This is a genomic window from Rhizobium sp. BR 314 (assembly GCF_047445805.1).
GTDB lineage: Bacteria > Pseudomonadota > Alphaproteobacteria > Rhizobiales > Rhizobiaceae > Rhizobium > Rhizobium lusitanum_B.
In genome coordinates this window covers 17,499-40,991 of the sequence record NZ_JARWLA010000034.1, presented here as the reverse complement: position 1 = coordinate 40,991, position 23,493 = coordinate 17,499, and the positions used below count along the sequence as shown (strand labels likewise).

Here is a 23,493-nt window from a genome sequence, read left to right as displayed (position 1 = left end):
CGATAGTGGCGCAAAGATCTGGCAAAGCTGACCTTCCGTTGCATGGCGGCCGTGTGCCGCGCTGGCTCGGCGATCGGATGACGCGGCTGGGCGCAGTGATCACCGAGGCGATCGTCCAGCATTATGGGCGCGACGAGCTGTTTCGCCGGCTAGCCAATCCATTCTGGTTCCAGTCCTTCGGCGCCGTCATGGGCATGGACTGGCATTCTTCCGGCATTACCACGAGTGTGCTTGGCGCCTTGAAGCGCGGCCTCACGCCGCTTTCAAGCGAGCTCGGCATCCATGTTTGCGGCGGGCGTGGTGCGCATTCGCGCAAGACCCCGGAAGAGCTGCTCCATATCGGCGACCGGGTCGGTATCGATGGCTCTTCGCTTGCGAACACCAGTCGGCTCATCGCAAAAGTGGACAGCGCAGCCGTCCAGGATGGCTTCGATCTCTACCTGCATGGCTTTATCGTCGCTGATGACGGCAAATGGGTTGTCATCCAGCAGGGCATGAATGGCGATCGCCGGCAGGCAAGGCGATATCATTGGCTCTCCGAGGGGCTGGGCAGTTTTCTCGATTCCCCACATGCCGCTATCGAGGGACGGGATCAGGGTGAGATCATCAATCTGGCCGATCGGCGCGCCGACTGCTCCCGCGATCGGCAACTGGATTTGCTTGCGTCACTTGGTCCGGATAAAATTATTCGTGAATTCAAAGTGTTGGATGGAAAAACTCTAGAAAATTGCGAGCAGGATGTTCAGCCGCTGCTGCCATATCTCATCATGCCCGAGCATCACGATGTGCGCGAGGAAGACGTGAACATGCGGCGACTGCATGGAAACCTCGCAGCGGCGGCCGATCGTGGTCCGGTGGATTTCGAAGATCTGCTTTTGACCCCGGGCGTCGGCGCGCGAACGGTAAGGGCATTGGCGATGGTCGCCGAGGTCGTACACGGCGCTCCCTGCCGATTTTCCGATCCGGCGCGTTTCTCGCTGGCGCATGGCGGCAAGGATAGGCATCCCTTTCCGGTGCCGTTGAAGGTCTATGACGAAACGATCAGCGTAATGAAATCCGCCGTCAGGAGGGGGCGGCTTGGCCGCGATGAGGAACTGGCGGCGCTAAGGCGCCTGGACGATCAATCGAGAGTGCTGGAGCGCTATGTCACCGGCCCGGACTTGAAGGAGATCGTTGCCGGCGAGTTCGAGCGATCCTTCTCCTATGGTGGCCGCAGCGTCTTTGGCTGGGAGCCTGCCCCGGACTCGGAAGATACCGATCCAGCGGACAAAGTTCGCGTTTCGAGGGGCTAGTTTGCGAAGCTGAAATTCAGGGGCGATTTGGCGCGCGCGACACCGCGGCGGCGTTCGGATTCGTTAATGGACGTAGTTAATTTTTTAACAATTGAGCTGATACTGCTGGAACAGACCATAGATTCGAGAGTTTCCGTGCAAAGGCGGAGGACCAGTGATGAATTTGAAGATCGTTACCGCGCAGTCAGAAGTCGAAACCGATGATACCGGAACCTATCCGGACGGACTGATGGAGCGCATCCTTGTCGACCTGTCGACAAGTTACGAGCAACAGCACCGCCGGTCCCACGAGCGGGACTACGGCACGCGCAAGATGAGCAGACCCATTCCGGCAGGCTTGGTGTAATTCCCAGCACTTTTCCTGAAAATGCCCTAAGCGGCGCTCAAATGTAGAGTGGTGCCATCTTGCGCCACGCGCCAGCCCTGTGAGCGCGGCCATCCCACACGTGCAGGCGATGGTCGACGCCTTTGTCGGCAAGAAGCCGGCTTAGATAGCGATTGTTGTCGATAAAGGGATCAGCGTCGCCGATCGTGAGCACGATATCGATCTGCCGTAGCCTTTCGAGCTGCCACTCGCAGGCTAGCCCCGGCAGAAAGTGCGTCGGCATGTGGAAATATATGTCGTCGTCATAATAGCCATCGAACAGATCCACGAAGGATTCGACCCGCATCGTCAGATCGTAACGTCCTGAGAAGGCGACGAGCTTGCGAAAGAGATGGGGGTGACGGAACACGAGGCTGGCCGCCTGGAAAGCGCCAAGGCTGCAGCCGTGGACGATCGTGCATTCATGAGAATTTTTCTGCGCCATCAGCGGCAAAACTTCGTTGAGGATGTATTCCTCAAAAGCCCTGTGTCGGCGGATGCGCTCCGATGGGTGTCGGCCGGAACCATAGAAGGTTTCGCCGGCAAGTCCCTCGATACAGTAAATTTGAAGCTGCCCTGCGTTCAATTTCTCTGCGAGGCTGGCGACAAGCCCCATCTGCTCATACTGCCAGAACCGTCCGTCCCTCGTAGGGAACATCAATACCTTGGCGCCGGCATGGCCGAACACCAGAAGCTCCATGTCTCGTTCCAGTCGTCGACTGTACCAGCGCAGGTATTCGCGGTTCATGGCACCTTGAAAAAATGTCCTACCTTGTCTCGCAGAATTGCGTTCTGCTCGTTCATGCCATCGTATTCGAAATGGCCCGCATCCAGGATGAATATTTCGTTAAACTTCTGCGTCGCATTTGCGACGGCGAACTGGCAGGGTGGCGCAACGGCCGGATCGAAAAGGGCGGGCGCAATCAGCATCGGCACCTTGATCCGGCTTGCGGCAATCGCAGCATCGAAGAAGCGAAGGAGTTCAAACACGCTCCCGTGCTCTTGCTGATAGGCCTGCACCGACTGCGCGCTGCCAACGGTCGGCAAAGTCAGCCATAGCGATCGATGCCCGAAAGTCGGAACCACGAGATGGCCGCGGTCGATACGGGTATCGAAAGGAATCGCAAGAGCGCCGAGGCCGCCGCCGAAGCTGATGCCGCTATAGGCGATGTTGCCTGCGATCCGCGGATAGAGCGTCTCCAGCGTTGAAACCGCAAGCCAGAGATCCTCTACGCAACCGCCGATGACATAGGTGTCGCGGCTCTCGATGCCGCAAAGCACATGGCCCGAGGCATCCGCCGGAATTTGCGGGCATGCGCTGAGAGACAGGCCACGGAAACAGGGAAACAGCACCGCCGTCTCTTCGAGCGGCAGGTCAAAGTCCGGCTGCTCCCTTCCACCATAGCCGTGCCCTACGACCAATCCTCGACGCACCTGCCCGTGGCGGGGAAGGAGAAGCCAGCCGTTGATCTGAAACGAGTTGGTCGACATGTAGCTGATGTCGAAGACACGCCAGCGATCATCGTGCAGCTTGCTATGGCGAAGTCTCGGTTGCGGGTCGACGGCAAGCGCACGCTTGTATCGCTTACGCCAGAAATCGTCGAAGCCCACGGGCGCGTCCGGCAGCTCGATGGACTGCAGTTGCTCCAGATGCATGCCACAGGTCGGATCGAAAGCGAAGGAATGGATTGTCGGTATCGTCATCACGGAGTTTTCGCGCGGAAGCGCTGATGGTGCAAGGCTGATGGCTAGAGCGCTGGCCTGTCGATACGATAGAGCACATGCGGCCGCAGGATATTTCCGGGCGGCACGGTGACGTCATCGAAGTCAGCGCGTTCGACGCGAGACATCCCGATCTTCTCCATCGCCTGCCGTGAGGGAAGATTGATCTCCGAGGTATAGCCGATGACGCATTCGGCTCCCAGCCGCCGCCAGGCAAAGTCGAGACAGCAGCGGCCGATTTCTGTGGCATAACCCCGCCGCCAGTAGGCTCGCCCAAGAATCCAGCCGATTTCCAGCGGAAAATCGCCCGGAACTTCCGCTCCCGGACGCGACAGACCTGCACCGCCGATCAAGACACCGTCAGCCTTGCGCTCGACCGCGAGGAAGCCGAAGCCGTCCCGGAACAACCGCTCATTGGCGTCATCGATCAGTTCACCCGTTTTGATTGCTGTGAGCAGGCGCGGATAGTAATAGCGCCGTACCTCGTCATCCGCGTTGATAGCGGCAAATGGCACGCGATCTCGATCTTGCCAGGGCCTGAGGACAAGTCGGGAGGTTTCCAGATTGAGCATGGTACTTCCTGTGGCAGAATAGTCGACGCTCGTCTTGTTCATCTAGCGGCCGAACGGTTTTGCCGCATTTCCTTCCATGAAACCGTGAGGAAGTCCACTATTGCGTGTAACCGGCTTCGCTCTGCAATATCTCGAAATTTACCTCCCAAACCCGGCGACCTTCAACGAAAAGATGAAGGGGATAGGGTTGCTTTCTTGCGCTCCGAGGTCGCCCCGGTGCCTCTCTTGGAGTATACTGGGCAGATGATCAGGATCTTAGTCGCACTCGCTGGACTATCGATTGCAGGCGTCGCGCTGGCGGGGCAGGGGCAGGTCATTCAGCTTGGCGACAAGGTCCGGGATTGCTCGAACGCTGCCGATGAGGTCCTGTCGAAAACAAAAGGGCGTCTGCTATCCGTCAAGCCTCGCGAGAATCGCTGCATCGTCACCGTAATCGTACCGCATGGCGAACAACGGCCCGAAAAGGTCGTCGTTCGTGTTGACTACATCGATGCCGACAACAACACCGAGAATAGCCAGTAGCTGCGTGTCACAAAGGGACCGTGTAAAAATGGGCGAAATTATCCAGTTCAAGCCCACAGTGAGATTCAGCAAGCCGCTTGAGCGGCAAGCCGGCATGGAGAGGGAGTTGCTGCTTCCCTTCTCGAAGGCGCAAGCAGCAGCGAAGCACCCCCCTCGCATCGATCCAGATAGGCCGGCAACGGCAAGCGCTCCATCCAAGGCCAGTCTCCCACTCCATGGTATCGCCATCGTCATAGGCGCGGTCCTTGTCTACGCGCTGATGATTTCGCATGTTGTCGGTCAGCCGCATTATTCGGCTCGCGCAAACCTCATGCCTGCGGTTCTCGTCGAGAACTGATCGTCGGGAGCACTATCCCGCCATTGGGTGCCTGCGTGCCGCGCTTTGTCACTATCCAGGCGGATTAGCTGACGCAATTCCGGCGTTTTTCCTGCCTATGCGCCCGCTTTGCCACAGCAATTGTCCCGGCAAGCTGATGATCCATGCGTGAGAAATATTTAAGCCTGTTCGTTAAGTGAAGATTCCACTGAATCTGGTGTAGTCTCCCTCAGGCAATTGTTTGTGGAGAGCATTCCTTGTCGCGGCTTAGAATACAACAGCTGCAATGGATCGGAGCCATAGCCGTTATCATGGTTTGCTTGATGATGGCCGGCTCGACAATTGCCTTCAGCCTATCGGACTATCTCAACTACAAGCGTGGTGTTGCGGAATTCAATCGGTTCCATGTTGCGTTGCATGCCGCGGCCGCAATTTCCAGGGAGCGAGGCCCCGCGAATAGTCTCATGGGGGCGCCGGAAGAGCAGCAGCCGCAATTCATCGCTGCCTTGAGAAATAGCAGGCAGGAAACGGACCGCGACATTGCCAGCATCGAGACGCATTTCCGGACGGAAATCGACGGGTCTGCGGAGATGCGCAATGCCTTTATTGCCCTCAAGTCGCAGCTGCAGACCGGCCGAAGCGCAGTAGATGCGGTCGCCGCTACCCCATATCATGAGCGCAGCGGTGCAAGAATAGCCGAGGCAATCCGGGCGATGTTCCGCGCGGCCGATCGCGCTCAGGATTACCGCGACATCGCCGGGCGATCGATCATTGCGCTGGCACCCGAAACCAGCGCCGAGGTGATACTGACTTCCCTCGCCGGGACGCTCAGGGAGCGAGCCGGTAGAGTTGGGTCCTATGTCGTGATGATGGCGACTTCGCAGGGAGACGCGCGCCGGAACTATCGCGAGGCATTCGACGGGGAGCTAAACCGGCTCCAGGAGGTGAATGCGATCCTGAAGACCTACACGCCAATCGCTCTGCAGTCTCCGGCCATCGCTCTCCTGCTGGATCGAGTGACGGTAAACTACTTCTCCGGATCCTTGCTCTATGCGCAGCGGGTCGCTTTCGAGCTGAATAACGGCAACCCACCGTCTCCGGCCGAATTCAGCGAAAAATATGTTCCAGGACTGAGCTCGACCGAGAAGTTGCGCGAGGAAATCGAAAACAGTGCGCTGAGTTCCCTTGAAGCAATGCGGCGAAAAGCCTTCAATACGATGCTGGTCTCGATCCTGCTCGCTGGCACGGCAATATCTGTGATGCTCGGTCTGGTCTACGTGCTCGGGCGATCCATTTTCCGCCCGATGCTTGCGGCCATACGGCAGATTGACGATATTGCCGCTGGCAATCTTCTCCAACCACCGCCCATGCGCCATGCGGGAAGAGAGGCGCGTGAGATGTTCCAGCGGCTCGACCTGTTGCGTGAGCAACAGCGTCTGAAGCGACATCTGGAGATGGAGCGCAAGTCGATGACGGAGGAGCTGAGGCGACTGTCGCAGACCGACGCGCTGACCGGCCTTCTCAATCGCCGCGCGCTAGGGGAGGCTATCGGCGAACTGCTTACTGCTCCCCGAGCCAAGCTCGACGGAATTGCCGTCATCATGTTCGATATCGACCACTTCAAGCAGATCAACGATCGCCATGGCCATGCTGTCGGCGACTTGGTTCTACAGAGAACGGCGCAGATTTTGAGCCCCTATCTGCGCGAGCAGGACTTGTTTGCGCGCTATGGCGGTGAGGAGTTTCTGATCGTACTGGTCGATGTCACGGAATCCTTTGCGCATGCGACCGCTCAGCGGCTGTGCGACACCCTTTCGCAGGCCGTCATCAGCGACGAGCACAAGCTGACGGCCACTGCCAGCTTTGGGGTCGACTGGCGATCGCAGCATGCGATCGAGCATTGGGAGGAACTGGCCGCGGTGGCTGATCGGCGCCTCTATCAAGCCAAGCGAAACGGCCGCAACATGGTTTGCTTCTCTGATATGCCGGAGGATAAGGCTGTCGTGCCCATTGCAAAGACCAAGCCGGGTGGCGCCGGCGCTGCCTGAAGAAGCATCCGCTTCGGCAAGGCCTGCCAAGTGCAATCGACAATCTAAAATGCAGAGGGCGAGACTGAAAGATCGTGATGCGGTCTAATAGGTCAGCGTAACGACGACTGTGTCGACATAGCTGCCTGGCGACGGTGTCGTTTGTGGTGGCACCCGACCATAGACCGTCAAGAGTTGCGCCGTTCCGTTTCCGGTTCCAGCCACGGTGCTGCCGGGTGTGTTGACATCGCCCCATGGCTGCGAGCGGCTCGAATCCTTATAGAGGCCATAGGTGACGTTCTCCGTGCCCTTGGACATTTTTCGCGCCGTCGGCGCGGCGTTAGCCACGCCGCCGTTCAAAGAGATCGTGTAGGTCGTGCCGGGCGTGCAAGTTGCCGTGACTGAGCCGGTCGCATCGACATTGCCGCTCAGCACGCCTTGGGTGCCGAAGTTGATGTTCTGGACACTCACCAGGCAATTGGCGGCAACGCTCGCGCTCACGGCAAACGTAGCGGTTCCAACCGAGCCGGAAGGAGAGTCGCAGGTGGTGGCACTGCTATAGCTGTAATAGAAGGCCGTGTCGGCGCTCGAGAAGTTCGAGGTAAAGGCACCTGTTGCCGCAGTTGGTTGAGAGCCGAGGACAGCGCCATACATGGTCATGCTGCCGGTTGCGGCGCTCAGCAGGCCTCCGAGCAAGGTCATGGTCATCGCAAAGGCGGGCGCTCGTGACGGGTAGGCCCAGGTGCTTGATCCCCACACCACGCTCATGCCGCTGTCGGAATAGATTTGGTAGTTCAACGGGTTGATCCCGTTCAGCATTTGGCGTGCTGTTGCAGAGGAGGCGCCACCGCTGCCCGGGCCGAGATTGGGGCAGATCAGGATACGTCTCCCGCCGTCGAGCAAGCCTCCGGTGCAACTGATGTTCATCGTCGCCGTCGTCGTTACAGGGTTGCCGGAAAGGCTGTCGACTGCCCCGAAATTCATATTGGTGACGGTGAAATTGCAGCTCTGCGCGAAGGCGGGCGCCGGCAGCAGGAGAGCAAGCAGAAAGACGATCGAGCGGAACATCTTTCAACTCCCTCTCAAAAACATCTCAAATTATCGATCACGACTTGCTCTCCACGCTGCGGCTTATAGGGGAAATCGCCATGGCAGTTGGTGCCGTCCTCAAACGAAACCTCGATCGAGTTTCGAGCATGCAATCCGCGGATATAGGCCTGGCCGTCATAGCCGATGACGAAATCTTCGCTTGCTCCCTGCAATCTGCCGCGGAGGCCGGCGGGCAGGAAGGCGCCATTCTTATCCACGATGGTCACAAGCGCGGCCTGCGGTGCCTCCGCAACGCCAAACTTGACGACGACGCCACTGCGATCTGCAGGTACGACGATCTCCTTCGTCGCCGGCACATCCGCGTCGACGGGAAGGTTTTTCGGATCGATGGACACGGTATTCGGTTCGTAGGAATTGAGATTGGGCACGAGTATACGGCCGCTCTGGCTGGTCTTGCCGACGGGCCTGTTCTGCTGCTGGACCTCGACGTCGGGAGCGCCGACATCGACGATGGCGAAGGCGTCGTCGATACGATTGGTGGCGAAAACCCCCCCGCCGGCGGTCGCGATGGCGCCATCGAGCCGGAGCATGGCGCGAGCGTCCCGATCCTGTTGCTGGACGCCGGCCTCGATCTGCCCAAATGGCGCACGGTAGCTGAGGGCCGCTTCCCTGTTGGTGTTTTGCCCTTCGGATGTCCGCAATCGCCAGCCAAAGTTGCCATTTTCCTGCTGCATGGACTTGGAAACGTCGGCAACCAGTCCGAGACCATCCGGTCCGCTCTGCACACCGGTATTGGCGGTGATATTGCCGCCGAAGGGAATGGAAAGTCCGGCAAAGACCCCGAAGTTGCCTCGCTCCTCCAGATCCGTGAAGGCTGTGGCGTAAAACGTCGTGTGCTTGAAGGTTTGATTGTATGAAACGCTGGCGATCTTGCTCTTCGTGCCGTCTGCACTTTCAAGCCTCGTGTACGAAAGATTGAGGCTGGAGAGATCCAACGGCGTCGGTACGCTCAGGGTCACCTGGTCGATGGCGCGCGGCACACCTGCACTGAGTATTGCAAGTCCGCCGGCGGTACTCGTCGTCGGCTTGGCGGACACGGATGCAATATCGTCGTAATCGTCGAAGGCGCGCTGTACGCGCGCATAAAGAGCCCATCTATCGTAACTCAGTTCGAGCGATGCATTTGCAAGCGAACCGGAGCGATCGCCACTCTTGCTTGCTGCACCAGCAACCGAAGCGACACCCCAACCGCCCAGCGGGAAGGCGGCTCCGACACCACCGTTCAGGAGATCCACACCACCTTCAAAATGACCCTCGAGCGTCAGCCAATCGGTCAATCCGTAGCGGGCGGTAGCGACACCCATGATGCGGTTGTCGTAGTCATTGGACTCTGTTCCGAAATTTCGACGAGGGACACCAAGTTCCGCTGAAAAATCCAAAAGGCCGCGTCGAAGCAGAAGGTTGGAGGAGTAAAACGGCAATGTCTGAGTTGTCTCCCGCCCAAGGCTGTCGCGCAGCACGACGGTTGCTTGCCCTCCGCCCGAGAACACCGGCAAATTGTTGACTTCAAATGGCCCGGCGGGAACATCCCCGGAATAGGTTCTGACATTCTGGGCGTAGATTTCGAGCGTGGAAGGAACAGCCGCAGTCCCGGCAAATGCGGGAAGCGGCTCCGTCACCAGATCCGAGCGCAGGCTGAAATTGCGTTGGAACTGGATACCGCCGAAGTAGACTGGTCGTGTCCAGGAAAGGCCGCCGGTCGTCAAATCGCCTGCGCGATAGGTGAGGAGGTTCTTTGGATCGGAATAGCTCCAGGTGGTGTTGAGGCGGGTGACGCCATCCAGGCTGGCGTTGGAGTATCCGGCGATGAAGGATTGGCTGAGGGTGCCGTAGGGGCTGAAAATTCGGGCATCGAATGATCCGGATATTCCTTGGAAGATATCGGAACTGTTTTTGAAGAGGCTGTTGGAGCTGGCATAGAGAGAATAGTTGAGTACGGCCCCATAGCCGGATTGAGGCTCTGAAACCTTGCCGTCCTCCTGCTGTCTGACGTTGATCACGTGTGGCGCGCGCTGTTTGTCGCCTGCTTGAACATAGAGTCGCTGGGTCGGATCATCGACCTGATAGGACAAGCCAGGCAAAGTACCAAGCTCAATGAGCGTGGTTTGGTCGACGTGCGCTGGAGGCTTTATGCCGACTTCACGCAGTTCCTCAGCCGTCGCCGCGAGCGAGCCATTCGAGCGCTGTTTGAAATTACCAATCATCTTCGTCGAGACGTTGTTGATGAATACCTCAAGATAGACGTCGCGTGTGCCTGCGGGCTGATCAGCAGTAACAACAGCTGCAGGCGGATTGGGAACTTCCTGAGCACGCAGCACCGAAACCGAAAGAAGGATACTTGCAAAGACGGTGCCGGCACTAAGGTTTCGCAACAGCAACGTTTGCATTGAACGGCCCAAGATCGCTCTGGCCTTGCAAGATGATCGCGCTGCTGGAGAGGGATTTTGCCGTGGCAATTGGCCACCGCATCGTCGCGCCGCTAAGGACGTACCCGACCAGGCCGTTGCGACTGGCGATCTTTGTGCCTCCTTGTGTGACCGTCAGGTTCGACAACCGAAACCGGCTGTCGCCATTGTTCTTGCCGGTCAAAAACAGGCTATTGCCTTGCCTGTTGAGGTTCCAAGAGACGTTAGCCGGCTTGATATCGGCCCGTTTGAAAAAGATCGGAATCGAATGGCGCATGATCAACGTCACCGTTCCGGCGCGCGCGAGCCGCGGATCGGGCAGTTCATCGACGATGACGCGATATGTCTCCTCCGCCTTTACCGGAGCTTTGCTCGTGCGCACCACCCTGACGACGTATTGGCCGTTTGGACTCATCTTCGTTGAGGGAGGGCTGGCGACCACATCTCTGGTCGGTTCGAGCCGTTCGGTTCCCCCCGTCTGGCTCCATTTGAAAATGCGAACCTGGACGTTGATGGGGTGATCGCCATCATTGGCGAGATTGAGAACTGCGGTGCCGGATGGAGCGACAAGCTCCAGGCTGGTGGGGGCCACACGCAGCGATGCTGCGTTCACGCTGTGGGAACTCATAAGCAGAAGCATAGTCACGGCAATGCGTGGCAACCTGTGTTGCATGGCAGCCTCCTGTGCGTATGGTTTGCTCTAGTAGGTGACCGTAATCGCCACCGTATCGGTATAGGCGCCGGCAGCAGGGGTGGTCTGGGGCGGGACCCGGCCATAAACCGTGTAGTTCTGGACGCTGCCGTTGCCCGTGCCTGTTTCCGTATCGGTACCGATCGTGACCCCCCAACTCTGAGACCTTGCGGAATCACGGTAGAGCCCGTAGTTGATCGTTGCCGCCCCAGGGCCGGTCATGACCCGAACGGCTGTCGTAGCGCCGGCCCCCGCACCGGCACTTAAGCCCACATTATAGGTTGCTCCAGACGTACACTGGATTCCTATCGTGCTGGTCTGATCGATGTTGGAGGTAATAACTCCGTTAGTGCCAAAATTGAGGGTTCCTGCCGTCTGGACCAGGCACTGTGCCTGAATGGTGATGGTAACCGTCATATTGCCGGTTGCAGTGGCAGCCATGGCAGCCGGTTCTGCGATGATCATGGCGGCACCCACGAGAGTTGTACCGCATAGCACTTTCAGCATTCGCGATCCCCTAACCGTGCCTCCAAACATCGGAATATAAGAAACTAATCATATGTTTCCGATTCTGGCAATGCGCTAGAAACCGTGTGCATTGACCGCGAAAGTATCGAAAGAGTTGCCGAACAGTATAGGTTGCAACTACTCGGCATGTGTTTGGATGCAAACACCAATTTTGAAAATCATGGTTAACGTTTAGTATCTTTGATTATTATAATTTATGTAAATACAATAGGGGCATATGTATCACTTCCAACGATGCATTCGCACGCAGTCTTGCCAATGACCAGTCACTGAGTCGATCTGGTCACGCGGAAGGAGGCTTGTCCAAATAGCATGTCTCATCCATTGGATGAGGTGACACTCACACTCGCAATGCGGGCAGGGCACAGCCAGCTAGCACATACGAGGTCGATCCGGCAGATTAGTCGCGAGACAATCCCAGAACCACAATGCCAAATCGTTCGTCGCTCTTTTCAGCCGTGTTCAACACGTCGTGGCTCACCGTGTCGATGATCGCATATTTCTCGGCCTGATAGCGCCAATACTCAGATACGAAGGTATGGGACAGCCAGAAGCTGCTTTTTCCCGGGGCGCCGACCCAACCAACACTACCGAATTCAGCAGCGCGCTTGAACAGACGCTTCAAATGCGTCTTGGAGATCATGAACTGACTCTGCAAGACCTTCATCGAGAGCGGACCAATTAGCACTTTATCGGCGGCAAAATCCATCGAGGTGATGCGTGAGATGAGATAGTCCACGACCACGCTGCCAGAAGTCGCCCAGTTGAACAGGTTGAACGTCTCTCCGGGATTGCGCAAAATATCGCTATCAATGATACGTTTGGCGATGATGGGATGCATGCGCCAGGTCGCGTCCGGGTCCATAGCTATCGCCGCCATGCGGTTTCCGCCATCAAGCGTATCGAGCACGATGAGATGGGTGTGTATCCACCGCATCATATACTCTCGTGTAAATGAGGTCGGCTCGAGCAAGGTGACACGTCGATCCGAACCGCGTTGTATCGGTTGGATGAACTTGTAGGCCAGCATTTCCTTGAGGAACGCGGCCGCGGTATTGCGGCTGGCAATGCCGTGCTTTACGGCAAAATCCGTGAACCGACTGGCGTAAAGCCCCGGTATCGGCTCATCCGGATAGCCGAGAAACAGCGAAAAGCCGGCATGGGCCATCAGCCATCGCTGCTGCGCCGCCATAATCGAGGCAATGCGGGGATTCTCGCTGTATATGGCCATGAGTTCATGGGCGTTCTGCAACATTGCCGATAGAAAATGCTGGTTGCGAACAAGCTCATCTGCCGTGGATACCATGTGCCGAAATTTATCACCCTAGGTTTCAGAAGGAATCCGTGGCTCGACCCTAACCCGTTCCACGATACAATAAGATCACAAGAACAACGGTTTGTCTTGTGGTACTCGTGACTAACTCTAAGAATTTTAAGGATAAAGCTTAACGGCGAAATATATCTCGCCAAGACAAGCTTGGGTTGGCGACGGTGCTTCCTCAATATTTCTTTGCATATGGCCCGCAATTGGCCATGTTTCGGTAAAATCAGCGCCATAGTTCTCAAGAGAATACATATCCGAGAAGTTGTCAAAAGGAGCGACCGATGGATATGCAGCCTGTGAGATGGTGGAACGGTCAGAGCGAGGTGACCCGGAGGCTCGGTACCGGCCTTGCCGTTTGTGGGACAGTGGTTGGCGCACTCTATCTGATTGTCGAAACCGCGCCCAGCGAACGCGCGATGCGGCTTTTCGACGATAGTGGACGCATCACGATTAACAATGCCAGGTCGTTGGATCATGTCGCAACAAATGGGCCGCAACTCGCGATCGATGCGAGCCCGTCCGCCCGCCAGATGGTGGCGGCGGCAGTGCCGATCCCGATGCCACCGCCTTTCGCCAGCGCCAAGGCCGCTGCGCCGGTTAAGCATGTCGCTTTGCGCTCCGACGCCTTAAAGGCCAAGCCTGCGACTGCCACCGGTGTTGAACGTTTTGACCGATGCTTGCCGCAATGCGAAAGTCGCGATCCTTTGATTACCGGATATCCGGAATATGCCCAGGCAGAGCCGCCATCGGTGAATCAGGACCCACCTCCAATCGTGGAGGAAAAGGTGGGGTTCCGTCCATTGGTCGGCGCACGCGAGCTGTTGAACCAGGCAGTCGATGCTCCCGGCGCGATCTTGCGCCGCAGCCGGCAAGCGCTCGACAATGTCGCCCATATAGAGTGGTGAGGCTTTGCCGCCTGCAATATAGGTGAGCGTCCATCGCCATATTCCTACGACGATGGGCGCTCATGTCCTTCAGATCGCCAAGCCCGCCGTCAGAGACGGATGCCGGGGGCGAGTATCACAGTCTGCCTGCGAGAGAAGTACTGTGCAGCAACTTGCAGAGGTTGACGAGACCTGCGTCGAAATCGCCTGAGGCCGTAACCTGACGGCAGGCAATAAGCATGCGCTTCTGCTCGGCAGTCGACAAAGTCCGGAAGGCTGCAAGGGTACGATTATTCGAACCGGTGCCGAGGCCGGAACCAGTTCCGTTCGCGCCTGTTCCTGCACCTGCCGTACCCAGGCCACCCGTACCGCCCGTGCCGGTACCAGTACCACCGGAGCCGACGCCGACACCCGCTCCGACGCCAAGTCCAGACCCGCCCAGGGACGCACCGACGCCGGCATTAATGCCGCCGGATCCGCCAACCGATGCCCCGAGGCTTGCGTTTACTCCGCCAGAGCCGACAGACGTTCCAACGTTGGCGTTGACGCCGTTGGAACCACCCAAGGATGCGCCAACACCTGCATTGACACCGCTCGTTCCGGATACGGAAGCACCCACTCCTGTATTGACGCCGTTCGTTCCGCCGACCGAGGTAGCGACACCGGCATTCAATCCGTTGGAACCGAGACCAGCGCCGACATTGGCATTGATGCCGCCGAGGGAGACACCCACACCTGCGCCAAGCCCGCCGCTACTGGACGAACTGCCACTGTGATCCGTCCCGCCGCCAGGTTCTGCATAAGCTGTCGAAGCCAACAAAAGAAAAGCGGATGCCGCAACCGCCATCCGTGAAGATCGTACTCTCATGACTAAACTCCGTTTCAGTTTTGACCAGTTAAGCAGCCAGTTTCTGATTATCGGAGCGCGCGCACCGTAGAGTTGGAATGAATGGGCGACGCTTGTTGTCCTTTCCTCCCAAGACCATCGTACAGAATAAGCTAATTTAGTAATATAGCAATAAAGAATTGCACGGATGCCTTGCGCAATGATAACACAACCAACCGAGCGCAGAATGAGCTGCCCCATTTCGCAACAGGGTTGTTCTTACTTCATATTTCGGACAAGGCTACTCTGCGAAACCGAGTGGCTAGGCGCGCTCAGCCCAGATCTTTGCCAGTTCAACGAGCGTTTTAACAGCTTTCTCCATGTCCTGGCGACTGACCCATTCTAGCGGCGAATGAAACGCGTGGCCGCCGGCAAACAGATTGGCGCAAGGCAATCCCATGAAGGAGAGCCGCGAGCCATCCGTACCACCGCGGATACTGCCGCGCACAGGCTCCATACCTGCACGATGGATTGCCTCGACGGCATAATCGACGATCTGGGGATGACCATCGAGGATCGTCTTCATGTTGCGGTATTGGTGCTTCACAGTGAATGTGTAGGAAGAGCCCGGATAGGTTGCCATGACATCCTTGACGATCCCCTCCAGCATGGCCTCCTTCTCAGCAAGACCAGCCTCATTGAAATCGCGAATGATGAAACCAAGCGAGGCTTTCTCCATGGCAGCGCTGATACCCGTCGGATGAATGAAGCCATCACGGCCGGCCGTTGTTTCAGGCGCAATGCTCTTGGGCAATCTGTCGATGATCGCGCCGGCAATCTTGATGGCGTTTTCCATCCTGCCCAGCGCAAAACCGGGGTGAATGGCAACACCCTGTATGTGGACCTCGACACCATCGGCCGAAAAAGTCTCGTCTTCTATGTGGCCGGCGGTTTCGCCGTCGACCGTGTAGGCAAATTGCGCACCGAGCTTCTGGAGATCCACCTTGTCTACGCCGCGGCCGATTTCCTCGTCAGGCGTGAACAGTAGCTTTATGGTGCCGTGGCGGACTTGCGGATTGGCGACGAGATATTGCGCAGCGGCCACGATCTCGGCGAGTCCGGCCTTGTCATCGGCACCGAGCAAAGTCGTGCCGTCGGAGGTAATGATGTCGTTGCCGATCTGATCCTTGAGGGCAGGGTGCTCGTCGAAACGAATGATACGCTGCGGATCGCCGACAAGCCTGATGTCGCCGCCGGCGTAGTTTCGCACGATCTGTGGCTTGACATTCGTGCCGGTGAAGTCGGTTGCTGTATCCATGTGAGAGCAGAAGCAGATGACCGGAACCGGCCTTTCGACGTTGGAGGGTATCGTCGCATAGACATAGCCATATTCATCCAGGTGAGCATCGGACAGGCCGATCGCCAGCAACTCTTCGACGAGGATACGGCCTAGGTTCTTCTGCTTCGCGGTAGACGGATGGGTGGCCGAATTTGCATCCGATTGGGTATCGACAACGACATAGCGAAGGAAGCGATCGGTGACGGTGGTCATGAGTCTGGCTCCAATGGTCCTCTGAGTTGCATAGCTATAGCGATACGCCGCCTCGCCTTGAAACCATTTCCGCATCGGAACGAGGCCGCCGGTGAAGCTCAAGCCTATCGAAGAAATGAGAGCTGCCGATCGGGCTCGACGGCAGGTGAATGTTGATCATCGATACCTTTGGAACCGTCGACGAAAGGGCCGCCCCAGCCGATAGCGGGGCGGCCGTCAATTTCACATCGCCTTGCAGCGGCGCAACTTAGTTCGTTGCAGTCAGCGTAACGGACGTACCGGTTGCGGCAAGGTTAAGGCCGAGCTGACCCGTAACGCTAACCGTCTGAAGCTGGATGGAGCCGGCAGTGCCGCCGACGAGAATGTTGGTGCCGACGCCAGCACCCACAGTCGCCTCGACCGTGGCGCCCTGATAAAGGCCGCTCAGAGAGCCACGATGGTAGCCGGCTGTCGGCGCGAATACCAGCCAAACGAGCCGGCTGCGGGTCGTAAAGCCGAGATCGACGCCCATCTTCCTGATCGCACCGGTATAGTGATCGACGCGCGCCTTTCCGACTGTCGAATGGAAGGTGCACTCCACTTCCTTCGCGGAGCCAAGGACATAGCCCACACCGCCGCCGATTTCGCAATCGAGGTAGCCGATCTTGACACCATTGCGCTCGTCGGTTCCCTCGTCGCTATAGGTCGTCAGATCCGCTGCGCGCACTGCCGCCGTGCCGGCGACCATCAGCGATACGGCAGAAAGTGCCAGTGTCAGGATTTTTCTCATCTGTTTTCTCCTTGTCAGAGTATTTATGGGTGGGACACCCTTTGGCCAAGCCGACGGAATCAGCTCTCAACTACAGTCTGTAACTCCAGAACGATCCTCAAAATAAGGCGGCTATCGTCATGATCCACCTTAGATTATAGGGAGCTAGAACGGCGATCACAGCCCCTCGTTCCTTCACGTTTTGCAACCGATTGAATCGCGCGGCTTAAAATCGGCCGCGGGAGACCGCAGAACCAGCCAATAGTCAATCACGCATTCTCGGGCAGCTTTTCTTTCGCGGTGAAGGCGAAAACATCGACCGGTTCACCCAAGCCCTTCAGTGGAAAGGAGCCAAGGCTTTCCATATCGCGCTGACAACTGGCCATTTCGACGAAGGCTCTGGACAGAAGCACCGGCCGCTTCACCTGCTTCGTTAGCGATTCCAGCCGTGAAGCAATATTGACGGCGGGGCCGATAACGGTGAAGTCGAGCCGTGTACGCGAACCGATATTGCCGTACATCACGTCGCCGACATGCACGCCCACTCCGTAGCGAAGCACCTCACGGCCATGCTTTCGGTTCTCTTCGTTGAGTGCCGCTACCGCGGCCTGCGCTTCGCTGATGGAGACGAGGAGATTGTGGCAGGCATTGGGGTCGCTGAGCGGAAAGATGGCGAGAAGCCCGTCGCCCATGAATTTCAGGATTTCGCCGCCGTGCTTCTCGATCGGTTCAACCATGGCATCGAAATAGCCGTTGAGCAGCTCGATGACGTCGTCTCTCGGCCACATATCGGAGATCGTGGTGAAATCGCGAAGGTCACAGATCAGGATTGCGGCGCCGACAGTGGCGCCGCTGCCGCGCGTCGTCGCTCCCGCCAGGATCTGCTCGCTGGCATGCGGTCCGACATAGGTGCGCAAAAGAGTGCGCGCCATAATGTTCTTGAGCCTGATCTCGGTCACCATCGTCAGCGCCGGCAGCAAGTCCTTCAGGAAGGTGATGTCCCGTTCGGTGAACCCGCCCGGCGCATCGGACGCAAAGGTGACGATGTGGCGCTTGCCGAGCGTATGATAGATCGGCCAGGCGATGTAATCCGTCAGCCCTTCCGCATGCATTTCCTTGTACAAGGGATAGGACAACTGGTTTTTGTCCGAGACCTCCAGATTTTGCCGGACTTCGATTGCACCGTTGAAAATCTCGTTGATGGGACTGGCCAGAAACTGTGGCGTCTTCTCGACGCCATAGCTGAAGGTGGCGATGTCGCCTTCCTTCATGCCGGTGCGCCAGAGGATCCGCGCGCCGAGCCATTGCGGATGCAATGTTCTGAAATGCATGGTTGATCGGGCGACCGATATTCCGACCGCTCGCATCTTCTCGCATAGTTCAACGAGGATGTTGTCGATGAAGCGCTGCTCGCGAACATCATGCATCAGCCAGTCGAGGATCTTGCTCTGCTTCGTCGGCCAATGACCGCGATCATCGATTTCCGTGCCGACCGTTGCTTCAATAGAGGATTCCATTTCCTACCCCACAAATTCTCTTGCCTGTCACCGACGGTCGCTGCTTGCGCCGAGGCGAATATATCGCCCTCGCCATTTGCCGGAAACGATGTTCCGCCAGAAGTTTGCGGATTTGCACGCCAATTCTTCCGCTCTGGCGCGACAACGCTGAATCGGTCATATCCTTCATATGGTTCGGCGGCTGCCGGGCTGCAAACAAATTGTTTAGGGGTAGCGAATTGAGAGCTTATTTGGCAGGTCCCGAGGTGTTTCTTCCCAATGCGCGGGAAGTGCTGGACCGCAAGATCGCCTTGGCGCGCAGCTATGGCTTTATGCCAGTATCGCCCGGCGATCTGACCGTTCCGGAAACGGAAACCAAATATCAGCGTGGACTGGCAATCAGCGCCATCAATGAGAGCCTGATGAGCAGCGCCGATCTCATCATCGCCAATCTCACGCCATTTCGGGGCGTCTCGGCGGATGTCGGCACGGTTTTTGAACTGGGTTTCATGTGCGCACGCGGCTGCCCCGCCTTTGCCTTTTCCAATGCCACCGAAAATCACTTCGAGCGCGTCAGTACCTTCTATCGGTCGGACGTGCATCTCGGTGCCGATGGACGCCATCGTGGGCCGGACGGCATGGCTCTCGAGAATTTCGACATGACAGAAAATCTGATGCTGGATGGCGGAATCGCCACGCGCAATGGCGCGATAGTCACGCGAAAAGTGGCGCCTGATCAGCTGTTTCTGGACCTGACCGCCTTTGAAGAATGCTTGAAGCTGGCGGCGGAGAGACTGTTGAAACCTGCCATCGGCGCCTGACTGCCTACGAGAGGCAGTGTTCCTTCCAAAACGATCGATCGGGCGCGATGCGACGGCGCCGCAGATTCACCAACGCCCTGAAAGAGCGTCATCGATTGCTTTGGCTCTTGCTGGAAGCTGGCCATAGGCCGCCATATCCGGCTTGGCGAATCCGGCAAGGCCGAGCGATTTCAAAATGGCGCGGCCGTCCGGGCTTCGGTGTGCATCGAGAAGTGCCGCCTGAAGCGCATCGATTGTCTCGAGAGGCAGCTGCCTGGCCGCGACGAGGAGCGGGAAGGGTGCCGGCCTTGTCGTCGCGATCACTCGCAAAGGGGCGAGCATATCAGGCTCGTGCAGTTCCAATAGTTGGAAAGCATAGGCGTCGATCGCACCGACATCGATCGCATTGGTGCGGATTGCCTCGATCACGCCATGCGGATTGAGCAAGGGACCGACTGTCTCTAGGGCTGAATGTTCGTTTGCGATTTCGGCGAAAAACTCCCGCGGCGCATTGTAGCCGGACTGAGAGTCTCGCACTGTCCAACCCCAGCGCAAGCCTGGAAGATCTGCAAGATCAAATGACGCATCGCGCCCCACGACGATGTGGCTGGCATAGACCGGTTGTCCCTTGCTCCAATCCGCGAGGGAAACCGGTGCCGCGAGCGGCACGGGACGTTCCTCGGCTGCCAGTTTGGAAAACGGATAGCCGCACATGAAAACGACGCCCATATCCGAGCGCGCCCAAAGTTCTGAAAGGGGTGCGGGTGCAGCGTGGGGAATAACCTCGAGATCGACATCGGAACGGCGAGAAAGCCAATGGAACAAGCGATCCCATTGCTCCGAAATCCGCGGGCTGAGATTATACATGCGCGAGCAAGCGATGGCTGGGGCTAGGGGCGTCGTCATATCAGGTCACGCAAAGCGAAGGCGTTGGCCGATATTCATGCATCTGGCCTTTTCGACCATCGCCGCGCCGAGCGCGACATCGGTGGTGCTGAGCCCGCGATGCCAGAAGAGGATAGTCTCCTCGTCATTTTCGCGGCCAGGCTTGGCGCCGCAAACGATCTGACCGATTTCGGCATAGAGCGTCTCGGCCGTCACCTTGCCCTCATCGACATGTCGGCGCAGCGCGCCGAACGGCCGACCGGGACCGCACTGTCCCCAATCGTCGACGACGACCTTGTCCATAATGTCGGTCAGGTCGAATTCGAGCGCGCTCATCGTCCCGTAGGGAACGACGAATGCACCTTTCTTCACCCAGCTCGTTTTGAAGAGTGGCGCAGGTTCCGGCAGGCGGCTGGCCTCAATCATGATATCGGCGCCCTTGAGGCAATCTTCCCAATTATCCGTCACGACGATCTTTTTGCCGAGGTCCTTTTCCAAGCGCGCAGCGAATGCATCCCGGCTTTCCGGGCGGCGGGAGTGGACGCGGATTTCTTCGAAATCGAAGAGATGATCGAGCAGACGCACATTCCAATAAGAGGTGCCGCGCGCTCCGATATGGCCGAGGATCTTGCTGTCCCTGCGGGCAAGATGGCGGGCACCGATAGCCGTTACCGCGCCAGTGCGCATGTCGGTAATCGCGGTCGCGTCGATCACAGCCTTCGGCACGCCGGTATGAGGATCGAAGAGGTTGAGCATAGCCATTTCCGAAGGCAGGCCCTGTTTGTAATTGTCAACAAAGTCGCCGACGACCTTCACGCCTGCATAATCCAATGGTTTCACATAGCCGCGCAAGACATTGAAATGTCCTTTATCTGAGCTCTCTGGAACGAGATGGACACGAGGCTCGATCACGGTCTCGCCGCGCCCTTGCGCATCGAGTGCTGTGGTCACGGCGTCCAGAATTTCATCGTTGGAAAGTGCCAGTGCCTTCGCATCGAGAGCATTCAGATAGTCGATCCAGATTTCCTGCATTGCCATTCTCCAAGTCACTTACCGGCTGAGCCGGTCTATCGATAAGGCGGGTTGCGCGCCTGTTGGGCACCGTCACGAATTTTGGACGAGACCAGGTTTCCAGCCGGTATTTTCGATGAACTCTGACAGTCTTTCGAAATCCGGCCCTTGAGCACGATCCTCACCGAGAGGCGGCACGAGAGCACGAACCTGCCGGTAGGCTTGCCCGGTGAGCGTGCCAAGCTCATTCTCCACGCCACGGAGCTCAACTGCTTGCGCCGAAGCGATAAGCTCGATGGCGACGAGGTAGCGCAGCCGCTCGATGATCGCCCCCGTCTTGGCCAGAACACCCGGAGCCATCGACGCCTGATCCTCGACCCCGTCCGCAACCGGAAGGGGTGTGAGCGAGATCGGTATGGCCAGATGCCGTATCTCGGCCTCGAGCGCCGAGACCGTCTTTTGCACCGTCGCGAAACCCGTGCGGCTCTGGCCAAGCGGCGTGAGGAACCGCGGCAGGTCCGACATGGCGGTCGACATGATTTTCATCGTGCGGTACGCGGTGGCGGCGGCACAATGCGCCAGCGCCTGACCGAGGTGTTCCCATGCCAGCACGAAGGCGGTCATGTCGAAATTTCCATGCGAGAGAATAAGCCCTGCATCGGCGAGCACGACCGGGTTGTCGCCCGAGCTGGCAAGCTCGATCTCCGTCACCTCATGAGCCTGGCCGATTGCATAGTGAAGCGCACCCCAGACCTGTGGAGCGCAGCGGTAGCTCAAGGGATCCTGCAACCGCCGGGCCGCACCATCGGCGAGCAGTGAGCCTCCGGTAAGCAGCTCGCGAAGCCCGGCTGCGACATCCCTCTGGCCAAAGGCCGGTCTTGCAGCCAGCGCCCGGTCGTCGAAAGCGGATGTGTTAGCGCGGAAAGCCTCGAAATTCAAAGCGATTGCAGCAAGCGACCAGTCGAACAGCCGAGAAACGTCTTCGAGACAAAGACATGCCCTGCCGACGGACAGGCTGTTGGCGACGACGAGAACATGGCCATCTTTCGGTCCCAGCGGAAGCGGTTTCAAACCGGCCCTTTCGAGAGCTTCGCCCGCCGTTGTTACCATACCGCCGACCTCGGCCTCACCATCTCCCAGCAAAGCTCTGCCCATGTGCGCAAGCGGAGCAAGATCGGCCGCGCCGATAGAGCCAAGCGACGGCACGACCGGGTGAAAACCTGCATTAAGCGCGGCCACCAGTCCTGAAAATACCGGCAGCGACACGCCGGACCCGCCAGCCGCCATGCCGGCGAGGCGCGCCGCCATCATGGCTCGAACAGCCTCGCGCGGCAGCGCAGGGCCGACTCCGACCGCACGCGCTTGCGGCACGCGCATCTGAAAGGCAATCAGATCATCCGCATCAAGCCTGGTATCGACACCCGCACCCAAAGCGGTTGTCAAACCATAGACCGGACGATCATCGGCGAGATAGCCTTCCACGACCGCACGGGCTGAGCGGATCTTTCCCTCGACCTCTGGCGAAATCGCAATCGTCGCGTTTCCTCTTGCGATCTCGACGATATCCTTCACTGTCGGAGGCGTTCTGGTGAAGGATACGGTATTGTCCGTCTTGCTCATTTCCGCTTGCCTCCAGCACCTATGATCGCCTTGCCGCCAATGTCCATCGTCGGATCAGGTAGGTCAAACGCATACCATGTCACAGGGGCAGCGGCAGTCATATCGATTGAAGAACACCGCTATCCTATTGTGCGGCGATCCCCCTGTTGAAAAGCCAGGTAGGCGGGATGATTTTGTTTTCCGTGTTAGGATATTAATGTAAGCCATTGATATTTTGCTATTTTTATTGAGAATCATTCCGGCTCCAGCATCCAAGCCATAGGAACTATGGCTGCCTGACTTCTGATATCGGCTTGGCTGACGCCTTGCCCATTGTTGCCAAAACGGCGAGGTCCGAACCACTTTTCACAAAGTGGTCCTTGCCGAGCCATCCATTCGCGGCTCAGTTTGCAAGCTCAAACATGACGGAGGAAGCTGATGGCTGAGGAAGACAAGATCGTTTTCGCGAACGGTAAGGGCGAGTTCTGGACCGACGAACGATGCTATATTACGGAGTTGCACAATTGCGATGCGTCTCCGGAAGCGTCGCTAGCGGTCGCTCGCGTTGAGACAGGCGTTACCACGCGGCTGCACAGCTTGACCGGTGTGATCGAGCGCTACATCGTTCGCCAAGGCGAGGGCATCCTCGAAATCGATGGCGTAAAACAGCGGCTTCAGGTGGGGGATCAGGCAGTCATACCGGCCGGCGCGGCACAGCGTATCGAGAATACGGGCGCAGTAGATCTCGAATTCTATTGCCTGTGCACGCCGCGATTCTTCCCGGAATCCTATGTGAACATGGAGCAATAAGTAGGCAGG

Annotated in this window: 23 protein-coding genes; 8 read left to right on the top strand and 15 right to left on the bottom strand. The window is 57.9% G+C overall.

The window, feature by feature from the left end; genetic code table 11:
* Positions 1 to 5 precede the first annotated feature (5 nt).
* Both QD461_RS29210 and QD461_RS29205 read left to right on the top strand, forming a co-directional pair.
* Positions 6 to 1,292, top strand: a complete 1,287-nt coding sequence (locus tag QD461_RS29210; RefSeq protein ID WP_414090720.1) for a DUF763 domain-containing protein — start codon at positions 6 to 8, stop codon at positions 1,290 to 1,292.
* A 157-nt stretch (positions 1,293 to 1,449) separates the two neighbouring features.
* Positions 1,450 to 1,638, top strand: coding sequence for a hypothetical protein (locus QD461_RS29205; RefSeq protein WP_414090719.1), 189 nt, complete (start codon positions 1,450 to 1,452; stop codon positions 1,636 to 1,638).
* A gap of 37 nt (positions 1,639 to 1,675) precedes the next feature.
* Here the strand turns inward: QD461_RS29205 and QD461_RS29200 are convergent, their stop codons facing one another.
* Genes QD461_RS29200 through QD461_RS29190 form a run of 3 tightly spaced genes read right to left on the bottom strand, consistent with a single transcriptional unit; the run spans position 1,676 to position 3,950 of the window.
* A complete protein-coding gene (locus tag QD461_RS29200) occupies positions 1,676 to 2,404 on the bottom strand; it encodes an esterase family protein (RefSeq protein WP_414090718.1) in 729 nt (242 codons plus the stop codon).
* Positions 2,401 to 3,360: an acetylxylan esterase gene (locus QD461_RS29195; protein ID WP_414090717.1), complete on the bottom strand. Its 960-nt coding sequence runs from the start codon at positions 3,358 to 3,360 to the stop codon at positions 2,401 to 2,403. The genes QD461_RS29200 and QD461_RS29195 overlap by 4 nt, the downstream gene beginning before the upstream one ends.
* Positions 3,361 to 3,404: 44 nt before the next feature.
* Positions 3,405 to 3,950 carry a GNAT family N-acetyltransferase gene (locus QD461_RS29190; protein WP_414090716.1) on the bottom strand — a complete coding sequence of 182 codons (546 nt, stop codon included), beginning with the start codon at positions 3,948 to 3,950 and terminating at the stop codon, positions 3,405 to 3,407.
* A 243-nt stretch (positions 3,951 to 4,193) separates the two neighbouring features.
* Here QD461_RS29190 and QD461_RS29185 point away from each other — a divergent pair, with 243 nt between their 5' ends.
* The 3 genes from QD461_RS29185 (at position 4,194) to QD461_RS29175 (ending at position 6,836) form a co-directional block, all read left to right on the top strand.
* Positions 4,194 to 4,472, top strand: a complete 279-nt coding sequence (locus tag QD461_RS29185) for a hypothetical protein (RefSeq protein ID WP_414090715.1) — start codon at positions 4,194 to 4,196, stop codon at positions 4,470 to 4,472.
* A gap of 28 nt (positions 4,473 to 4,500) precedes the next feature.
* Positions 4,501 to 4,809 carry a hypothetical protein gene (locus QD461_RS29180; RefSeq protein ID WP_414090714.1) on the top strand — a complete coding sequence of 103 codons (309 nt, stop codon included), beginning with the start codon at positions 4,501 to 4,503 and terminating at the stop codon, positions 4,807 to 4,809.
* 236 nt (positions 4,810 to 5,045) lie between these two features.
* On the top strand, positions 5,046 to 6,836 hold the full coding sequence (locus tag QD461_RS29175) for a GGDEF domain-containing protein (protein ID WP_414090713.1): 1,791 nt from the start codon (positions 5,046 to 5,048) through the stop codon (positions 6,834 to 6,836).
* Between the two features lie 84 nt (positions 6,837 to 6,920).
* Here the strand turns inward: QD461_RS29175 and QD461_RS29170 are convergent, their stop codons facing one another.
* The 5 genes from QD461_RS29170 to QD461_RS29150 all read right to left on the bottom strand — a co-directional run bounded on the left by QD461_RS29170 (position 6,921) and on the right by QD461_RS29150 (position 12,855).
* Positions 6,921 to 7,883, bottom strand: coding sequence for a spore coat U domain-containing protein (locus QD461_RS29170; protein ID WP_414090712.1), 963 nt, complete (start codon positions 7,881 to 7,883; stop codon positions 6,921 to 6,923).
* A 14-nt stretch (positions 7,884 to 7,897) separates the two neighbouring features.
* Positions 7,898 to 10,312, bottom strand: a complete 2,415-nt coding sequence (locus QD461_RS29165; protein ID WP_414090711.1) for a fimbria/pilus outer membrane usher protein — start codon at positions 10,310 to 10,312, stop codon at positions 7,898 to 7,900.
* Positions 10,284 to 11,003, bottom strand: coding sequence for a molecular chaperone (locus QD461_RS29160; protein ID WP_414090710.1), 720 nt, complete (start codon positions 11,001 to 11,003; stop codon positions 10,284 to 10,286). The genes QD461_RS29165 and QD461_RS29160 overlap by 29 nt, the downstream gene beginning before the upstream one ends.
* Before the next feature lie 27 nt (positions 11,004 to 11,030).
* A complete protein-coding gene (locus QD461_RS29155; RefSeq protein ID WP_414090709.1) occupies positions 11,031 to 11,528 on the bottom strand; it encodes a spore coat U domain-containing protein in 498 nt (165 codons plus the stop codon).
* Positions 11,529 to 11,949: 421 nt separating this feature from the next.
* Positions 11,950 to 12,855: a hypothetical protein gene (locus QD461_RS29150; RefSeq protein ID WP_414090708.1), complete on the bottom strand. Its 906-nt coding sequence runs from the start codon at positions 12,853 to 12,855 to the stop codon at positions 11,950 to 11,952.
* A 299-nt stretch (positions 12,856 to 13,154) separates the two neighbouring features.
* Between QD461_RS29150 and QD461_RS29145 the strand changes: the two genes are divergently transcribed.
* On the top strand, positions 13,155 to 13,778 hold the full coding sequence (locus tag QD461_RS29145; protein ID WP_414090707.1) for a hypothetical protein: 624 nt from the start codon (positions 13,155 to 13,157) through the stop codon (positions 13,776 to 13,778).
* A gap of 115 nt (positions 13,779 to 13,893) precedes the next feature.
* Here the strand turns inward: QD461_RS29145 and QD461_RS29140 are convergent, their stop codons facing one another.
* The 4 genes from QD461_RS29140 to QD461_RS29125 form a co-directional block, all read right to left on the bottom strand.
* On the bottom strand, positions 13,894 to 14,625 hold the full coding sequence (locus tag QD461_RS29140; protein ID WP_414090706.1) for a hypothetical protein: 732 nt from the start codon (positions 14,623 to 14,625) through the stop codon (positions 13,894 to 13,896).
* A 280-nt stretch (positions 14,626 to 14,905) separates the two neighbouring features.
* Positions 14,906 to 16,135, bottom strand: a complete 1,230-nt coding sequence (gene pepT, locus QD461_RS29135) for a peptidase T (RefSeq protein ID WP_414090705.1) — start codon at positions 16,133 to 16,135, stop codon at positions 14,906 to 14,908.
* Positions 16,136 to 16,382: 247 nt separating this feature from the next.
* Complete coding sequence (locus QD461_RS29130; protein WP_184709186.1) at positions 16,383 to 16,904, bottom strand: DUF992 domain-containing protein; 522 nt, start codon at positions 16,902 to 16,904, stop codon at positions 16,383 to 16,385.
* Positions 16,905 to 17,152: 248 nt separating this feature from the next.
* Positions 17,153 to 18,400, bottom strand: a complete 1,248-nt coding sequence (locus QD461_RS29125; RefSeq protein ID WP_414090704.1) for an adenylate/guanylate cyclase domain-containing protein — start codon at positions 18,398 to 18,400, stop codon at positions 17,153 to 17,155.
* A gap of 218 nt (positions 18,401 to 18,618) precedes the next feature.
* Here QD461_RS29125 and QD461_RS29120 point away from each other — a divergent pair, with 218 nt between their 5' ends.
* Complete coding sequence (locus QD461_RS29120) at positions 18,619 to 19,200, top strand: nucleoside 2-deoxyribosyltransferase (RefSeq protein ID WP_414090703.1); 582 nt, start codon at positions 18,619 to 18,621, stop codon at positions 19,198 to 19,200.
* A gap of 66 nt (positions 19,201 to 19,266) precedes the next feature.
* Here QD461_RS29120 and QD461_RS29115 read toward each other — a convergent pair whose 3' ends face one another.
* The 3 genes from QD461_RS29115 to QD461_RS29105 all read right to left on the bottom strand — a co-directional run bounded on the left by QD461_RS29115 (position 19,267) and on the right by QD461_RS29105 (position 22,695).
* The gene (locus tag QD461_RS29115; RefSeq protein ID WP_414090702.1) at positions 19,267 to 20,085 is read right to left on the bottom strand and encodes a phosphate/phosphite/phosphonate ABC transporter substrate-binding protein; all 819 of its coding nucleotides are present in this window, start codon (positions 20,083 to 20,085) and stop codon (positions 19,267 to 19,269) included.
* A 6-nt stretch (positions 20,086 to 20,091) separates the two neighbouring features.
* A complete protein-coding gene (locus tag QD461_RS29110; RefSeq protein WP_414090701.1) occupies positions 20,092 to 21,096 on the bottom strand; it encodes an ornithine cyclodeaminase family protein in 1,005 nt (334 codons plus the stop codon).
* Positions 21,097 to 21,168: 72 nt separating this feature from the next.
* Positions 21,169 to 22,695 carry an HAL/PAL/TAL family ammonia-lyase gene (locus QD461_RS29105; RefSeq protein WP_414090700.1) on the bottom strand — a complete coding sequence of 509 codons (1,527 nt, stop codon included), beginning with the start codon at positions 22,693 to 22,695 and terminating at the stop codon, positions 21,169 to 21,171.
* A 417-nt stretch (positions 22,696 to 23,112) separates the two neighbouring features.
* On the opposite strand from QD461_RS29105, the gene QD461_RS29100 reads away from it, so the two are divergent.
* Positions 23,113 to 23,484 carry a cupin domain-containing protein gene (locus QD461_RS29100; protein WP_414090699.1) on the top strand — a complete coding sequence of 124 codons (372 nt, stop codon included), beginning with the start codon at positions 23,113 to 23,115 and terminating at the stop codon, positions 23,482 to 23,484.
* The last annotated feature ends 9 nt before the right edge of the window (positions 23,485 to 23,493 follow it).

Coding starts and splice junctions, on each gene's coding strand:
- QD461_RS29115 (WP_414090702.1), bottom strand. CDS start 20,085: ATGACGACGCCCCTAGCCCCAGCCATCGCTTGCTCGCGCATGTATAAT.
- QD461_RS29150 (WP_414090708.1), bottom strand. CDS start 12,855: ATGGTATCCACGGCAGATGAGCTTGTTCGCAACCAGCATTTTCTATCG.
- QD461_RS29105 (WP_414090700.1), bottom strand. CDS start 22,695: ATGAGCAAGACGGACAATACCGTATCCTTCACCAGAACGCCTCCGACA.
- pepT (WP_414090705.1), bottom strand. CDS start 16,135: ATGACCACCGTCACCGATCGCTTCCTTCGCTATGTCGTTGTCGATACC.
- QD461_RS29185 (WP_414090715.1), top strand. CDS start 4,194: ATGATCAGGATCTTAGTCGCACTCGCTGGACTATCGATTGCAGGCGTC.
- QD461_RS29195 (WP_414090717.1), bottom strand. CDS start 3,360: ATGACGATACCGACAATCCATTCCTTCGCTTTCGATCCGACCTGTGGC.
- QD461_RS29165 (WP_414090711.1), bottom strand. CDS start 10,312: ATGCAAACGTTGCTGTTGCGAAACCTTAGTGCCGGCACCGTCTTTGCA.
- QD461_RS29140 (WP_414090706.1), bottom strand. CDS start 14,625: ATGAGAGTACGATCTTCACGGATGGCGGTTGCGGCATCCGCTTTTCTT.
- QD461_RS29100 (WP_414090699.1), top strand. CDS start 23,113: ATGGCTGAGGAAGACAAGATCGTTTTCGCGAACGGTAAGGGCGAGTTC.
- QD461_RS29125 (WP_414090704.1), bottom strand. CDS start 18,400: ATGGAATCCTCTATTGAAGCAACGGTCGGCACGGAAATCGATGATCGC.
- QD461_RS29130 (WP_184709186.1), bottom strand. CDS start 16,904: ATGAGAAAAATCCTGACACTGGCACTTTCTGCCGTATCGCTGATGGTC.
- QD461_RS29145 (WP_414090707.1), top strand. CDS start 13,155: ATGGATATGCAGCCTGTGAGATGGTGGAACGGTCAGAGCGAGGTGACC.
- QD461_RS29155 (WP_414090709.1), bottom strand. CDS start 11,528: ATGCTGAAAGTGCTATGCGGTACAACTCTCGTGGGTGCCGCCATGATC.
- QD461_RS29160 (WP_414090710.1), bottom strand. CDS start 11,003: ATGCAACACAGGTTGCCACGCATTGCCGTGACTATGCTTCTGCTTATG.
- QD461_RS29190 (WP_414090716.1), bottom strand. CDS start 3,950: ATGCTCAATCTGGAAACCTCCCGACTTGTCCTCAGGCCCTGGCAAGAT.
- QD461_RS29200 (WP_414090718.1), bottom strand. CDS start 2,404: ATGAACCGCGAATACCTGCGCTGGTACAGTCGACGACTGGAACGAGAC.
- QD461_RS29180 (WP_414090714.1), top strand. CDS start 4,501: ATGGGCGAAATTATCCAGTTCAAGCCCACAGTGAGATTCAGCAAGCCG.
- QD461_RS29110 (WP_414090701.1), bottom strand. CDS start 21,096: ATGCAGGAAATCTGGATCGACTATCTGAATGCTCTCGATGCGAAGGCA.
- QD461_RS29205 (WP_414090719.1), top strand. CDS start 1,450: ATGAATTTGAAGATCGTTACCGCGCAGTCAGAAGTCGAAACCGATGAT.
- QD461_RS29170 (WP_414090712.1), bottom strand. CDS start 7,883: ATGTTCCGCTCGATCGTCTTTCTGCTTGCTCTCCTGCTGCCGGCGCCC.